The organism is Marinomonas algarum (genome assembly GCF_020532605.1).
GTDB lineage: Bacteria > Pseudomonadota > Gammaproteobacteria > Pseudomonadales > Marinomonadaceae > Marinomonas > Marinomonas algarum.
This window is the reverse complement of the sequence record NZ_JAJATW010000027.1, coordinates 13,301-29,576: the sequence shown is the minus strand read 5'-3', so window position 1 is coordinate 29,576 and position 16,276 is coordinate 13,301. Positions and strand designations below refer to the sequence as shown.

The window sequence follows — 16,276 nt, the reverse complement described above, 5'->3', positions numbered from 1 at the left end:
TTGATCACTCATAACCCACCTAGTAAACTAAGCAAACTATGTCGATCTTCCGAAGACTCCAGCGAGCGCCCACACAAATTATCTGATTATCTATTTTAAAGAGCGTTGCCAATTCACTTAAGCGACTCATCTTCTTAACTTAGTTTAGTAAGCTAAGGCTTGAAGCCCTGTCCGTGTCAGCGAGGGCGTATATTAAGGATCTACAGATTTTGTGCAACCCTTTTTTGAAGAAAAACACGATTTGTACAAATTAATTTGAAACAAAGGTAAAACAGATCAAGGAACGATCAGAAAACGAAGGAACCGTCTATCTTTTAATCGGCAAAGAGGTTAAAACAGGAACAGACTGATCAATAAACATCTCTTTCTGAGAAATAGCCACTTTATAAGCGATCACCTCAACACCTTGATCAATGACGCTTTTAAACGCTTCTGCATATTTTTTGTCTATATGTGCTGCTGGAGAAACAGAATTGATCCCTTCATGGCTCACACAAAAAAATAATACTGCCCTATGCCCTTCTTGAACCATTCTTAACAATTCAAACAGATGCTTACGCCCCCGTTCAGTCACGGCATCAGGAAAATAGCCGCCCCCATCACTCTCCAAAAGGGTGACATTTTTCACTTCCACGTAGCATTTCTTACCTTCAGCATCGGTTAACAACCAATCTATTCGACTATTTTCACCATATTTCACTTCTGCTTTTTGTTCTGAATACCCATTTAATTCATCAATAACGTTGTTGGCAATCGCCTCCCCCACTAATTTGTTTGGCCATCCCGTATTAATACAAGCGAGATACTCACCATCTACCTCAACTAACTCCCATGTGTAGCCTAGCTTTCGCTTTGGATTATTACTTTTAGATAACCAAACACGAGCTCCATCCTGCTGACACCTCCTCATTGAACCTGTATTAGGACAGTGGGCGACCACCTCACCGTTTGGCAACTCAATATCAGATAAGAACCTCTTATAGCGCCTAAGTAACTTGCCCTCAATTAATGTAGATGGAAATTTCACATCAACTCCTTAAACCTTTATCAAAAAACAGTACAGCAGATACAAGAGCGGCCCTCTTTCTATTAAAAAGAGAGCCGCTTAACTCTAAATATAAGTCAGAGGGTATTTTATTCCCACTCAATGGTAGCCGGTGGTTTAGACGATACGTCGTAGGTCACGCGAGAAATGTGTTCAATTTCATTGATAATACGACCAGATACGGTTTCCAACAAATCGTATGGGAGGTGAGCCCAACGCGCCGTCATAAAGTCGATAGTTTCAACCGCACGAAGTGCAACAACATATTCGTAACGACGGCCGTCACCGACCACACCGACCGATTTCACTGGTAAGAAAACAGTAAAGGCTTGGCTTGTTTTATCGTACCAACCTGAGCGACGCAGCTCTTCGATGAAGATAGCATCAGCACGACGAAGGATGTCGGCGTATTCTTTTTTCACTTCACCTAAGATACGCACTCCAAGACCAGGCCCTGGGAATGGATGACGGTACACCATGTCGTATGGCAAGCCCAACTCTAGGCCCAGTTTACGCACTTCATCTTTAAACAATTCACGAAGCGGCTCAACCAGCGCCATTTTCATGTCTTCAGGTAAGCCGCCTACGTTATGGTGAGATTTGATCACGTGCGCTTTGCCTGTTTTAGACGCAGCAGACTCAATAACATCTGGGTAAATCGTACCTTGAGCAAGAAAATCAATGCCATCCAATTTTGAAGATTCTTCGTCGAAAATCTCTATAAAGGTATTACCAATAATCTTACGCTTCTTCTCTGGATCGCTCTCACCCAACAACTTACCAAGGAAAAGATCTTCTGCATCGACACGGATAACTTTGACTCCCATGTTGTCCGCAAACATCTTCATCACCTGATCACCTTCGTGCAGACGCAACAGACCGTTGTCTACGAACACACATGTTAACTGATCACCGATGGCTTTATGCAACAAAGCCGCTACAACAGACGAATCCACACCACCAGACAAAGCCAGCAAAACCTTCTTGTCGCCAACTTGCTCTTGCATACGCTCAATCGCATCTTGAGCAATATTAGCCGGTGTCCATAAGGTATCACAGCCACAAATATCGACGATAAAACGGGATAAAATACGACCACCTTGGAGAGTGTGCGTCACTTCCGGGTGAAATTGTACACCGTAGAACTTCTTCGCTTCGTTCGCCATCGCAGCGATTGGGCAGCTATCGGTAGAAGCCATTAATACAAAATCTTCTGGCATGGTAATAACTTTATCGCCATGACTCATCCACACGTCCAACAAGGCCACACCATTATTGGCAATGTGATCCTCGATGTTTTCAAACAAAGCAGGACCATCGTGCTTACGAATTTGTGCATAACCGAATTCGCGGACGTCAGACCCTTGGACTTTGCCGCCAAGTTGTTCTGCCATGGTTTGCATGCCGTAACAAATACCAAATACCGGCACGCCCAAAGTAAATACAGCCTCTGGTGCACGAGGAGAACCTGGCTCAGGTACAGATTCAGGGCCACCAGCAAGGATGATCCCTTTAGGGTCGAAGTCGATAACCTCTTGATCTTCCATATCAAAAGCACGGACTTCACAGTAAACACCAATTTCACGCACGCGGCGCGCAATCAATTGCGTGTACTGTGAACCAAAATCAAGAATAAGTATTTTATGAGCGTGGATATCTTGCGACATTGTTAGCCTGTCCTTTCACTCTAATTCAACAAGACGATCTCTTTTGACACTAGAGTAATGAATAATAGTAAGAGCAATCAAATAAAGATGGGGCGTAATATACGCCCCATCTCGCTGACAATTTACCCGCGATTAACCCGCGTGATAATTTGGTGCTTCTTTAGTGATCGTCACGTCATGGACGTGGCTTTCACGCATGCCTGCACCCGTAATTTTTGAGAACTGCGTTTTCGTGCGCATTGTCTCAATATCGGCAGAGCCAGTGTAGCCCATAGAAGAACGCACGCCGCCCATCAATTGATGAATAACAGACGCCATTGGTCCTTTAGAAGCAACACGTCCCTCAATGCCTTCTGGCACCAACTTCTCAACACTGCTGGAGTCTTGGAAGTAACGGTCACTAGAGCCTTGGGCCTGAGACATCGCACCAAGCGACCCCATGCCACGGTAGGCTTTATAAGAGCGACCTTGAAATAATACCACTTCACCTGGCGCTTCATCCGTACCGGCCAATAAGCCACCAACCATGATAACGCTCGCGCCTGCTGCAATCGCTTTACCGATATCACCAGAAAAACGAACGCCGCCATCAGCAATAACAGGGATGCCACGTGGGTTCATCGCTTCGGCCACATTCGCAACCGCACTGATTTGTGGAACACCCACACCAGCGACGATACGAGTGGTACAGATAGAACCAGGACCAATACCAACCTTCACACCATCTGCACCGGCATCAGCCAATGCAATGGCGGCTTCAGCCGTGGCGATATTGCCGCCGATGACTTGGATGTGAGAAAAGTTTTCTTTTACCCAACGAACGCGATCGATGACACCTTTTGAATGGCCGTGGGCAGTATCAACAACGATGACATCAACACCCGCATCAGACAATGCTTTAACGCGATCACCAGTGTCAGCACCTGTACCGACTGCAGCACCGACACGTAAACGACCTTGATCATCTTTACACGCATTCGGGTAGGTTGTTGCCTTATTAAAGTCGGTTACCGTCACCATACCACGTAGCTCAAACTGCTCATTCACGATCAGCACTTTTTCAATGCGGTTTTCATGAAGCAACTTACGAATAGAGCCTGCTGACGCACCTTCCAGTGCCGTCACAAGACGATCTTTGGGCGTCATAATGTCTGAGACTTTTTTATTGAAGTCTTTAACAAAGCGAACATCACGACTAGTAACAATACCAACTAAATCCGTACCTTGTACAACGGGTACGCTGGAAATATTATTGGTTGCCGTTAAAGCCATTAATTCATTAATACTAGCTTCTGGGTGAATCGTCACTAGATCGCGAACGATGCCGCTTTCAAACTTTTTCACTCGACGGACTTCTAACGCTTGCTCTTCAATGGTCAAGTTTTTGTGCACAATGCCTATGCCGCCTTCTTGAGCCAACGCAATCGCCATACGATGTTCCGTCACGGTATCCATCGCAGAAGAGGTCAGTGGAATGTTGAGTTCAATGTCTTTAGTGATTTTCGTTTTGAGGCTAACATCCTTAGGAAGAACTTCAGAATAGCCAGGGATAAGCAAAACGTCGTCAAACGTTAAAGCTTCTTGCACGATTCGTAACATAATGGGGAGTTTCCAATGCCAACAAGGGTGTTAAGATGGCAAGTAATTCTACGCCTTTAGTTGCACTCGGTAAATCAAAACCACGAGAGATTGATGAAAAATTTTACAGCACCGCCAACACAAGAAACCGCCTTTACCGTCTCGCAACTAAATAGACAAATTCAGCAGCTGCTTGAAGCCAGTTTGCCTTGGATTTTGGTCGAGGGCGAAATATCCAATCTAGCTAAGCCAGGCTCAGGCCATTGGTACTTTTCTCTCAAAGACGACAAAGCGCAAATTCGTTGCGCCATGTTCAAAAGCAAAAACAACGCCGTGCGTTTTCGCCCAAAAGAAGGCGACATGGTACGTTTGCGCGCTCGGGTCACTTTTTATGGCCCCAGAGGCGATTGCCAACTCAGCGTAGAAAGCATGGAATCTGCTGGCGAAGGCGCATTACAACAAGCCTTTGAACGACTCAAAAACACACTGCAAACCGAAGGCCTGTTTGAACCAAAACACAAAAAAACCCTACCCAGTCAGCCAGAGCGTGTTGCGATTATCACCTCACCTATTGGGGCCGCTGTTCGCGATATGATCATTGCTTTTCGTCGCCGCTTCCCCTTGACCGAACTGACGATTCTGCCATCGCTAGTTCAAGGGAAAGAGGCTGCCAAAAACATCCTCAAACAATTACAACGCGCCGGTTGTAGCGGTCACTTTGATGCGATTATTCTTGGTCGTGGTGGCGGCTCACTGGAAGATTTATGGAGCTTCAACGACGAAGCATTAGCCAGAGCCATATTTCATGCTCAAACGCCTATTGTATCTGCCGTAGGACACGAAACCGACTTTACCATTGCCGACTTTGTCGCCGACGTTCGCGCCGCGACACCCACAGCGGCCGCCGAACTATTGAGCCCAGACCGGAATCAGCTGATTAGACAAATCGAGCAGCAAGAAAAACAACTCACTCGACGCATGTCTCGCATTCTTGAGCAATGCCAACAGCAGCTCGATTTCACGACAAAACGCATTCGTCACCCGAAAGAACGTATTGAGCAACAACAAAACCAACTCGACCAACTCAAGCGCCACTTACAACACGGCATTCAACGACATTTATCACTTCATCAGACACAAGTAAAAAACACTGCTCTGAGATTAGAAAAGAGCAACCCCACTCACCGCATCACACGAGACAAGCAACAATTGCTCGACATGGAAAAACGCCTATCTCGCGCTTTAAACAACACCTTCGCTCACAAACAAACCGCTTTTGCTCGAATCATTGAAAAACTCAACCTCGTTAGCCCACTCAATACCTTGTCTCGCGGTTATGCCATCGCCTCAAAAGACACACACGTAATTCGCTCTATTAATGATGTAGAAAAAGGTGACGCATTAACCGTCCGAGTTCAGGATGGAGAGGTAAATTGTACGGTAAAAACAACCAAAGCCATCAGATAATCAGACACATCAATAGCAATCACAACCCATATCGCTCAATCTTCTTAATCAACCCTTGTCGTGAGATACCGAGCTGTTTCGCGGCTTGCGTGCGGTTACCTTGTTGTTGCGACAACGCTTTGTCAATAAGGCGGATTTCCAATGCTTTCACCTGTTCATCTAATGTGGCGTTGCTTAAAGGGAGTACCTCATTTGATTGAGTCGAGCTCTCTGATGGCGCTTGTCGGCCCATCGACGCATTCGGGTACAACAGCTTGATGTCTTCAAGGGTAATTCTCCCTGTAGGGCAAATAGAAGCGACGCTATCAAGCGTGTTTTTAAGCTCCCTTACATTCCCAGGCCATGCCTGTTCACGAAACCATTGCACCGCATCGGGACTAAGCTGCAAGGACTTACCATGTTGCCGCTGTAGCCCCGATAAAAATGATTGTAAAAGAACCGGCACATCTTCTAGACGCTCAGAAAGGGACTGAGTTTCAATATTGACACCTTTAATCCGATAATAAAGATCTTCACGAAAGTTACCCTCTCGGACTTTCTCCATCAGGTCTGCATTCGTTGCAGAAACAACCCGTGTATCAATATGCTTTTGTTCACGTCCACCAACAGGGAAAAAAGTGCCTTCTTGCAACACTCTTAGCAACTTCACCTGCATCGCCAGTGGCATTTCGCCGATTTCATCTAAAAACAAGGTGCCGCCGTCTGCAAGGCTCAACAACCCTACCTTATCTTTTTCAGCGCCCGTAAAAGCCCCTTTAACATAACCAAATAACTCACTTTCCAACAGTTCTGCCGGTATCGCGCCACAGTGAACAGACACAAACGGCTTCGTTGCACGCTGACTCAAATCGTGTAACGCCCGTGAAATAACTTCTTTGCCTGTGCCTGACGGCCCTGTTACCAAAACGCGTACATCCGTTGGTGCAATGCGCTCAATAAGCGCTCGAACTTTTTGAGCACTTTGAGAATGACCGATATAAGCCGCAGCCCCTCTAGGTTGCTGGCTAGCACTTTTAAGCTGAGTGAGCTCTCGTTCTAGCTTGGTTTTGGTAATTGCTCGGCGCACCACAACCGCCAACATATCAGGATCAATTGGCTTTGCTATGAAGTCCCAAGCCCCCATTTCTATGGCCTTCAATGCCAATTCACGGTCTGCATGCCCAGTAATAATAATGACTGGTCGCCCTTCAAATTTTGGCAAGGCATCGATGGTTACTTGGGGGTCAAAATGTGGCGGCATAGACAAATCAAGTAGAACAAGATCCGCATCAAAAGACGCTATCTTGTCACAGGCATCCTCTAAACTGCCGGCCGTTTCTACATGATAACTCTGGTTTGATAACCACCGACTCGCTAACTCTCGAAATGCGGGCTCGTCATCGACCAAAAGTATTTTATTCTGTGCCATAACTGGGTCTTCCTAAATGGGCAGGCGCATGATGGCGCGGTAAAACAAGTTCAAAAGTAACAGGCCAAACAGCGTCTGTTTGATGCTGAATATGCCCACCATGGGCATCCACAATACGGCGAACAATGGCCAAGCCTAATCCGCTGCCACCAGCACGCTTAGTCACAAAAGGCTGGAACAGCACCTCCCCTTGCAAACTTTCGTCGATCTTTGGCCCATTGTTATGGACATGAATAACAACCTGATCGGCATACTCTTGAGCGGTTATACGCAACTTTCCTTTTTCTGTATTACGTAAAAAAGACAGCGCATTATCAATTAAATTAATAAACACTTGCTGAAGCCGCTGAGGGTCCGCTTCTAACTCTAGTTGTTCATCTATGTCTACTTCACAAAGCACATTGCCAACGGGGGACTGCGTCAGAATGCTCTCAACTAAAGAGCGAAGCGGAGTAACCGCAATTTGTAAAGACAAACCACCCGAGTAAACCAACATGTCGCTAACTAAACGATCGGCACGCTTTAACTGCGTTTGAATATGCTGTCGCGTTTCCGCGGGCGCATCGTAGGCAGCCATGGCTATAATATTTAATGGATTGCGCAGTTCATGGGCCATTGCCGCCGACAAACTCCCTAATTCAACTAAATGCTGTTCATCCAGTCTTTTACGCTCTGCCACGGCAAGCGCTAAAGAACGCTCAAGCAATCCACAACTGGTCGAAAATAAGGAGGCAAAGACTTCAGCCGTTAAGCGCATTCCTGGGCTTGCATCTTCCCAACCTATTAACGAGAAATGCCAACCGGCTTTTGAGCGCAACAAGCGAATGGCAAGTGCGTTATTGTGTGGCGTTACTTCAAATGACGGCATTTGCAGTTGTATCGCCACAGGGCGCCGTATCTGCGCTGACAATAATGCTTCGCCCACTTCAATGAGCTGAGCCCAATCTTGCGCTTCTTTTAACTTGGTTGACCAAGTGTCCAAAACCGCTTCATTCAGTAATGCACCAGGGTAAATAAGCCGAGACACTAACCGACTTAGTGGTTGATACACCAAAGCAGCGACAACAAGGATCAACAGAGAATACAACCACAACTGCCAACTCGGAACATTGGAGAGCGCCTGTAAGCCTACTCTTCCCGAGACGACACTGATGACGGCAATAACACAGAGAATGACCATCATCATGGCAAACCACAACAAGGCACGGTTAGCAAAAGCGTTTACTGATAAAATTTGATAACGCACTACCGCATAAACAAGCAAAAGCAAATAAGTCGGCAATAACAACATTGGGTAAGGGAACCAGCTGATACCAAAAGAAGGAAACACAAAGCTGGTAGCTAATAAAAGCCCCCATGCCCCTACGCCACACATGGCAAGAATAGAGCGTTTTTTATTACCCGAGTGTCGATACCAACCAAACATGAGCACACCGTGTGCCAATACGCCCATCAAGACGGTATACACCAGGTTCCATAGACCCGCGTCGGTAAAAACAAAAAATGCCCCTGTATATAGAGTACTGATCGCATCCCCTGCCCCCATCCACCAGCTCTGTAGCACAACCGCAAAGCTGGTCAGATAAAACCAAGGAAGTAGCTGATACAGCCGATCCAACATGACCTCCTTTGCCGTACCTGAATTAACAAAGAGAATGGCGAAGTGCAGGAAAAAAGTTGGCATGAGTGGATTCGCTAGGATGATATAAATTCCGACTCGCTCCCACCCTTGAAACAACACCACATGACCAAAGCACCAAATCGCCATCATGATAGCGAAGCCTGCTAGCGCCTGCAGATCACTTTGTTTACGTGCGCGCCATAACAGCCAGCTAGCGACTAAGACACCGCATACGCTGGACACCAACATGGCAATTTCAAACATTAAAGAGAGTGTCAATTCGTCAACCTCGTTTACACCTAGTGATAAGAAAATCGTAAACTTTTTTTACACTCCAAGCAAAGTGATATTTTTCTCTATAAAAATCAATAAGATAAAATTTATAAAAAGTTGGCCTACTCATTGCTTACATTAATAATTACTGATCTACATCAATACTATCTTTACTAATAGGATAACCACTATGAATACTGGATTTTTCATGACTGAAGTCATCGCACTTTTTAGCATTGTAGGTTTAGCGATTTTGCCATTGGCGTTTCAGCAACTACGTTCCGCCAAAAATAAAAACAATGCCTAGTCGCTAGCCTTATGTTTTTCAACTTAATATTCAAAGGTAGAAACTAAAATGGATATAGATGTTGCTATCCTCTCAAGGATACAGTTCGCGTTTACCGTGAGCTTTCATATTATTTTCCCCAGCATCACCATTGGTTTGGCGACGCTGATAGCTATATTTGAAGGGATGTGGCTCAAAACGCACAACCCTTACTACTTACAGCTGGCTAAATTCTGGATTAAACCCTTTGCCATTACATTTGGTATGGGTGTTGTCTCCGGTATCGTTCTTTCCTACGAATTTGGTACCAACTTTTCCAAATTCTCGGAAATAACAGGGGCCGTGCTTGGGCCATTAATGGCATACGAAGTATTGACTGCCTTCTTTATGGAAGCGGGCTTCCTCGGTGTTATGCTGTTTGGTTGGCAACGAGTAGGACGCAAGTTACATTACTTCGCGACATTAACCGTGATGGTAGGTACTTGGGTTTCTGCTTTTTGGATCATTGTGGCCAACTCTTGGATGCAAACCCCAGCAGGTCATAAAATTGTCAATGGCAAATTTGAAGTCGAAAGCTGGATGGAAGTCATTTTTAACCCATCTATGCCCTACCGTCTTACTCATATGTTGATGGCATCTTTGATCACTGCAACATTTGTGGTTGCAGGTATCAGTGCTTACTACTTGTTGAAAAAACAAAACATTCCTTTCGCGAAGAAAGCGATGTCTATGTGTATGTGGTTCGCATTGGTCCTAACACCGTTACAGGTTTACGTGGGTGATTTGCACGGCTTAAATGTACAAGAACATCAACCAACTAAATTGGCTGCAATGGAAGGTATATGGCCTGAAGAGGAAGAAAGCGTTCCACTGTTGTTATTTGCTATGCCAAACATGGAAACAGAAACAAACGACTATGAATTAGGCATTCCAAACTTAGGTAGCTTGATTCTGACTCACTCCTGGGATGGTGCTGTACAAGGCCTTAAAGCGGTACCACCAGAAGATCGTCCAAACGTACCGTTAGTATTTTGGTCTTTCCGTCTTATGGTCGGTATTGGTTTCGGTATGGTTGCAATTGCTCTGTTTGCACTAATCTTGCGTCGCAGCGGCGGTTTGTATGAGAACAAGGCATTCCTATCTTTGGTAACCTTGTTTACACCTATGGGCGTCATCGCTGTTGTTGCAGGCTGGTACGTGGTGGAAATTGGCCGTCAGCCATGGATCGTATATAACCTAGTACGCACATCTGAGATTGTGTCACCACTGCCACCAGAGCGTGTACTCTTTACCTTAATCATGTTCGTGATTATTTACAGCCTGTTGTTAGGTGTTTACCTCTACTTCATGCGTAAATTGATCAAAAAAGGGCCACCATCTATGGAAGCGCTTGAGCAACAATTGATTGGTATGAAAGCACCAGGTTATGCATTAGCTTGGGTGAAATCTCTAAAAGAGAAAGACAATAACGCAACTGTTAAGCAAGGAGATAAGTGATGGATATTGCTCTTTTTTACTTCCTTGTTCTGGGCTTCTCCATCTTCATGTACGTGTTACTGGATGGATTCGATCTAGGTGTTGGAATTCTGTATCCTTGGTTTAATCAAGAAGGCGAGCGCGATCATTTGATGCGCTCTATCTCCCACGTCTGGGACGGTAATGAAACTTGGTTGGTGTTTGGTGGCGTTGTACTCTTCGCTGCCTTCCCAGCCGCCTATGCAGGCATTACTTCAACATTTTATTTGCCTATTATGTTGATGTTGTTTGCTTTGATTTTCCGTGGTGTGGCGTTCGAGTATCGTTTTAAAAGTAATACTTCTCGCCCATATTGGGATCTTGCGTTCAGCGGTGGTTCAGCCGTTGTGGCCTTTTGCCAAGGAATGCTATTAGGCTCTTTGGTGCAAGGTGTGCCTGAAGGAACAAACAGTTTATCCAGTTTTCATTGGGTAACGCCCTTCTCGGTATTCACAGGGTTTGCTGTTATGGCCGGTTATGCTCTTTTAGCGGCTTGCTACTTGTTTATGAAAAGTCGTGGTCGCATACAGCAGCACGCTGCTACTATGGCAAAACGCTTATTAATTATTACTGTATTCGCTATGGTTGTAGTTAGTTTATGGACCGTATTAAGTCAGGTAGAAGTACGTCAACGTTGGTTTGATAACTATAATTTCTTGTGGCTATCACCCCTACCGATTGTAACTTTACTGGTGTCATTTTTGGCATGGAAAGACTTGAGCGCTCACACATTAAATGGCACTTACCGTGAGAGCCGCCCATTTTGGTATGCTGCGACATTGTTCCTATTAGGGTTTGCTGGGTTAGTAGTTGGTTTGTTCCCATACCTAATACCAAGACAACTGACTTTTATGGAAGCCGCGTCGCCAGACAGTAGTTTGTTCTTTTTAGTACCAGGTATTTGCATCTTTATCCCGCTCATTGGTGCTTACACTCTTTGGGGATATCGTGTATTTTCAGGTAAAGTTGAGGATTATCAGGAGGGCTACTAATGTCTTTCAAATCGCTTAAAGAAAAAACTGAAAAGCTTAAAACATGGCAATGGTTCTTATTGTTTTATGGCATTGGCTTCATTGTGCTAGTCAGCATGTCATACGGTATTAAATTGCTCATGCTAGGGTTGCCTTAGGCTCATATATCCAGCCTACGAGATTACCCTGATGACCTAATAAAAAAGCAGATCATTAAAATGATCTGCTTTTTTTGTTTCTGCTTTAACATTGATGCTTTATTGCCTTAATGCTCGATTTGTTTTTGCAGTCGCTTCTGCCTGAAGAGGATTGTCTGGCCAGGGGTGTTTTGGATAGCGGCCGCGCATTTCTTTTCTAACGTCTGGGTACACCTCTCGCCAAAAAAACGCTAAGTCTAATGTCACCGCTAAAGGACGCTGTCCAGGTGACAGTAACTCAATGCGCACTGGATGACCCAATACATTAGGGCTCACAGTACAACCAAACATTTCCTGCAACTTCACCCTTAATGTCGGCTGACCCTCTTCATAGTCAATGACATAACGGGAACCCGATGGCACGCTCATTTTTGCCGGCACAAGCTGATTCAACTGTTGCTGTTGATCCCAAGTTAATTGGTTCAATAAAATGTCGCTTAATGCCAGTTTGTTCATCGCTTGCTGATTATTAACCGTACCCAAATAAGGGCCTAACCATGTATCAAGCGTCAATAACAAACCATGATCAGAGCAGTCTGGCCATTGGTTGTTACCATCGTTTAAAAAAGCAAATTGCAGTCGTGCACGTAATTGTTTACTGGCCGCGTCCCATGACAGCACGGAAAGCCCTTCCTGCTGAATATACTGACAAACAGCGGTACTTACCTCAGTCAATGAAGGGCTGACCAATTTGCGTTTTTCAACACAAATTCGACCCAGCCAATGCTGCTCCTCACTGAGTAAACGCGCGTCTTTTTTTGACCACGCCAAGTGAGATCGTGTAACCAATAAATCACTAAAATCTTGCTGCAACGTGTGTAGCGATAGGGGATAGGCAAGAAAAATACGGTCTTCTTCTTGGCCATGATGACCACCTATTTCTAACACAATAAGCCACTCATGCTGGACACAAGGGTCTAACGGCGACAAACTCGCCATACGTCCATTGGACAATTTATAGCGCACTTTATCGCTACTTTGATCTGTTCGTCGTGCAATTCGATCACTAAAAGCACGAACCAGTAAGTGTGAGACTTCTTTTTCAGGAGACTCTTGTACCGGTGAAGAGGCAACAGTGCTTTCTGTTTCCTGCTCTGTTATTTTTAACTGCGCACCGCGAACTTGCCATTGTCGTTGCGCTTTTAAATAAGCCGATTTAGGTCGTTTACCTGTCGCCTGATAATGGCCGGCTAACCAGTACAGGCGATCCGATAAGTCACTATGGTGATGAGCAAAAGGGTCACCTTCTGACAAAATGGCACAGACAGCACTGGCGCGTTCGAGTTGGCCTCTGTGCTGACCATCGGATAAAAGTCTGGCCAATCGCGGCTCAACACCAAGCAGACTCATTTGTTCACCTAATGGACTCAGCTCAAATGGATGACTTAATGCCTTCAGACTAACCAGCAAATCAATCGCCTGTTGCCAATGACTCTTAGGAGGCGCCGTGATCCAGTCCAACTCCAATCGATCTTGTACACCCCATTTCGCTAAATCCATCACCAAACTGCTCAGGTCACTAATTTCAATTTGCGGCTGAGCCTGTGGCGCTAACTGGTGTTGCTGAGTGTCACTCCACCAGCGATAGCATACTCCCTTGTCCGTACGCCCTGCTCGTCCCATTCGTTGTACCGTTTCCGCTTGTGTCGCACGACGAGTATGCAAACGTGTGGTGGCGGTATTCGCATCAAATCGAGCTTCGCGGCTTAAGCCACTGTCCACTACGACCCGAATGCCCTCTATCGTCAGACTGGTTTGGGCAATCGCTGTCGCTAACACAATCTTTCGCGCAGGCGCTAACACGGGTTGAATAACGGCCTCCTGCTCCTTTAAATTGAGGTCGCCATAGAGTGGTAAAATAGTCACCTGTGGATCGGCCCCCAAACGCTGTTGTAACTGAGTCGCTGCGTAACGAATCTCCCTTTGCCCCGGCAAGAACACTAAAATACTGCCCGTCTCATGAGCAAAAGCATGACAAGTTAAACGAACAACCTCGTCCGTCACCTGCGCTACCTTTAATGACTTATTGCCATAATGCGTCGTAATCGGAAAATAGCGTCCATGGCTCACTAAAGTAGAGCAACCAAGTCGTGCCTCCAATAATTCGGTATCAAGCGTAGCAGACATCACCAGAAGTCTGAGGGGGTCCTCATCACGATACAATTCACGAGCTTGCAAACACAAAGCAAATGCCAAATCAGAGTGTAGATTTCGTTCGTGAAATTCATCAAAGATGATTAAGGCGACATCTTCTAGACTAGGATCATCGTGGAGCATACGTGTCAACACACCTTCTGTCACAACGAGAATTTGTGTCTCTTGGCTGTCTTTGCCCTCATGACGGATGCGGTACCCGACACGTTTACCTAATGGCTCGTTTAATGTCTCGGCAAGACGCTGGGCAGCCGCCTTAGCGGCCAATCGACGCGGCTCTAGCATGATCATTTTTCGACCGCCTAGCCAGTGTTCATTGAGTAACGCAAGGGGTACAACGGTTGTTTTTCCGGCTCCCGGAGCGGCCTCAATAATGGCTTCGTGACCTTGTTGAAGCTGTTGTTTCAGCTCTGGAATAAGAGAATAGATAGGTAATTCGGTGATCATAAACTCACTCATTTGACGACTGCGTTTATCATAACGTTTTTTATGCCTTTCTGCGCGAACGCACATTTATGCAAAAACGCGAAATAACCATGTTGGTGTTTATGGCTAAGGGCGTTAAGCTAGTGCCCTTAAAAAGGGGCTATAAATGGATACATCGGCGCTATTTTCACAAATTTTCAATACAGTTTTTCCGCTTGCCAGCATTGTCTTGGTGGGTTTTTTGTATGCTCGTACGCAATCCACCGACATGACCATTGCGAATCGCTTGAATATTAATGTCTTTTGTCCTGCGTTAATTTTTTCGGTTATGTCCTCAAGCGATTTCCATATTGCCCAGTATGTTGATCTTATTCTCGCCGCGACCGCAGTGGTACTCGGTTCAGGGTTGCTAGTTTGGCCTTTGTGTAGATGGCTGAATATCTCCCCTAAGACACTGATTCCTCCAATGATGTTCAACAATAGCGGCAACCTAGGCATTCCACTCATTCTACTGGCTTTTGGTGAGTCGGCATTGCCCGTTGCTGTTGTGTTGTTTCTTACTGAGAATCTACTGCACTTCACCGTTGGCATTTACTTAATGAACCCTAGATCGAACCCGCTGAATGTATTAAAAATCCCCATGATAATCGCGACCTTACTGGGTCTAGTATGGAGCTTACAAGGCTGGACTCTGGTGCCAGCGGTTAAAACCTCAGTGGATATGATGGGGCAAATCGCGATTCCATTGATGCTCTTTGCGCTAGGAGTACGCATGACGAGTGTTGATTTCAGCCAGTGGAAGCTGGGCGTTTTCAGTGGCTTTTTAGCCCCTTTGAGCGGCCTGATTATGGCCTTTATTTGGCAATACACTGTCGGTATGTCAGCAGAGAATTTTGCCTACTTACTGATTTTTGCCTGTTTGCCACCTGCGGTACTCAATTATATGGTGGCCGAACTTTACCAACAGGAGCCTCACAAGGTGGCTTCTATTGTCTTAATCGGTAATTTAATGAGTCTGGCGATCGTGCCTTGTGTCTTGTTTTACGTACTATAAACAGACGCTTAGAGAGGGAGTGTAAGAATGATGGTTCAAGTTGCGTTAATCGTACTACTCATTGTGGCGTATGCCATTGTTTCTCGGTTGCTGAAGTCCAGCATTGCTCTTTTAGGACAAAGAAAGTCGGTAAACGAAGTACGTATTACCTACGTCTCTAGAATGCTCAATCTTGGTTTTACCGCAGTCTTTGTGCTGCTGGTTTGCTTGGTATTGGGCATCGGCTATGGGCAACTGGCGATTTTCTTTTCATCCGTCTTTGCTGTGGTGGGTGTTGCCTTATTTGCCCAATGGTCCATCTTGAGCAACATTACTGCCAGCCTGATTATCTTTTTCGGCTTTCCTTATCGTGTCGGTGACTGGGTAAAAGTGGTCGATAAAGACGATGAAATCCTAGGACAGATTATTGAAATTTCGACGTTTCACGTTATCATCCAGCGCTTATCTGGCGATGTGGTCACCTATCCAAACAACCTTATTTTACAAAAGCCTGTTGTACGTTTTACAAATCGTGACGCGGCCCAAGCCATGAGTCAATTTAGCCCGAAAGATTCCTAAAAAAACAGCCCATTGACTCGTTATAGGGTCAAGGGGCTGTTGCATAGAATCACTGA

12 protein-coding genes are annotated in these 16,276 nt (G+C 45.5%); 6 read left to right on the top strand and 6 right to left on the bottom strand.

Annotation, left to right across the window (positions count from 1 at the left end):
- Positions 1–307: 307 nt before the first annotated feature.
- The 3 genes from sfsA to guaB all read right to left on the bottom strand — a co-directional run bounded on the left by sfsA (position 308) and on the right by guaB (position 4,311).
- Complete coding sequence (gene sfsA / locus LG368_RS13685) at positions 308–1,027, bottom strand: DNA/RNA nuclease SfsA (protein ID WP_226755285.1); 720 nt, start codon at positions 1,025–1,027, stop codon at positions 308–310.
- Between the two features lie 107 nt (positions 1,028–1,134).
- Positions 1,135–2,712 (bottom strand): glutamine-hydrolyzing GMP synthase, encoded by a 1,578-nt coding sequence (gene guaA, locus LG368_RS13680; protein WP_226755284.1) that lies wholly within the window; start codon positions 2,710–2,712, stop codon positions 1,135–1,137.
- 132 nt (positions 2,713–2,844) lie between these two features.
- On the bottom strand, positions 2,845–4,311 hold the full coding sequence (gene guaB / locus LG368_RS13675; RefSeq protein WP_264194064.1) for an IMP dehydrogenase: 1,467 nt from the start codon (positions 4,309–4,311) through the stop codon (positions 2,845–2,847).
- 93 nt (positions 4,312–4,404) lie between these two features.
- On the opposite strand from guaB, the gene xseA reads away from it, so the two are divergent.
- Positions 4,405–5,757 (top strand): exodeoxyribonuclease VII large subunit, encoded by a 1,353-nt coding sequence (xseA, locus tag LG368_RS13670; protein WP_226755283.1) that lies wholly within the window; start codon positions 4,405–4,407, stop codon positions 5,755–5,757.
- A gap of 19 nt (positions 5,758–5,776) precedes the next feature.
- Here the strand turns inward: xseA and LG368_RS13665 are convergent, their stop codons facing one another.
- Both LG368_RS13665 and LG368_RS13660 read right to left on the bottom strand, forming a co-directional pair.
- Positions 5,777–7,165 carry a sigma-54-dependent transcriptional regulator gene (locus LG368_RS13665; RefSeq protein WP_226755282.1) on the bottom strand — a complete coding sequence of 463 codons (1,389 nt, stop codon included), beginning with the start codon at positions 7,163–7,165 and terminating at the stop codon, positions 5,777–5,779.
- The gene (locus LG368_RS13660) at positions 7,152–9,065 is read right to left on the bottom strand and encodes a sensor histidine kinase (protein ID WP_226755281.1); all 1,914 of its coding nucleotides are present in this window, start codon (positions 9,063–9,065) and stop codon (positions 7,152–7,154) included. The genes LG368_RS13665 and LG368_RS13660 overlap by 14 nt, the downstream gene beginning before the upstream one ends.
- Positions 9,066–9,414: 349 nt before the next feature.
- On the opposite strand from LG368_RS13660, the gene LG368_RS13655 reads away from it, so the two are divergent.
- Genes LG368_RS13655 through LG368_RS13645 form a run of 3 tightly spaced genes read left to right on the top strand, consistent with a single transcriptional unit; the run spans position 9,415 to position 11,989 of the window.
- Positions 9,415–10,842, top strand: a complete 1,428-nt coding sequence (locus LG368_RS13655; RefSeq protein ID WP_226755280.1) for a cytochrome ubiquinol oxidase subunit I — start codon at positions 9,415–9,417, stop codon at positions 10,840–10,842.
- Positions 10,842–11,852, top strand: coding sequence for a cytochrome d ubiquinol oxidase subunit II (cydB, locus tag LG368_RS13650; RefSeq protein ID WP_226755279.1), 1,011 nt, complete (start codon positions 10,842–10,844; stop codon positions 11,850–11,852). Before LG368_RS13655 ends, cydB begins: the two co-directional genes overlap by 1 nt.
- Positions 11,852–11,989, top strand: coding sequence for a hypothetical protein (locus LG368_RS13645; RefSeq protein WP_226755278.1), 138 nt, complete (start codon positions 11,852–11,854; stop codon positions 11,987–11,989). Before cydB ends, LG368_RS13645 begins: the two co-directional genes overlap by 1 nt.
- A gap of 99 nt (positions 11,990–12,088) precedes the next feature.
- Here LG368_RS13645 and hrpB read toward each other — a convergent pair whose 3' ends face one another.
- A complete protein-coding gene (hrpB, locus tag LG368_RS13640; RefSeq protein ID WP_226755277.1) occupies positions 12,089–14,629 on the bottom strand; it encodes an ATP-dependent helicase HrpB in 2,541 nt (846 codons plus the stop codon).
- A gap of 145 nt (positions 14,630–14,774) precedes the next feature.
- Between hrpB and LG368_RS13635 the strand changes: the two genes are divergently transcribed.
- Together LG368_RS13635 and LG368_RS13630 are read left to right on the top strand one after the other, a co-directional pair.
- Complete coding sequence (locus LG368_RS13635; protein WP_226755276.1) at positions 14,775–15,662, top strand: AEC family transporter; 888 nt, start codon at positions 14,775–14,777, stop codon at positions 15,660–15,662.
- 27 nt (positions 15,663–15,689) lie between these two features.
- Positions 15,690–16,220 (top strand): mechanosensitive ion channel domain-containing protein, encoded by a 531-nt coding sequence (locus tag LG368_RS13630; RefSeq protein ID WP_226755275.1) that lies wholly within the window; start codon positions 15,690–15,692, stop codon positions 16,218–16,220.
- The last annotated feature ends 56 nt before the right edge of the window (positions 16,221–16,276 follow it).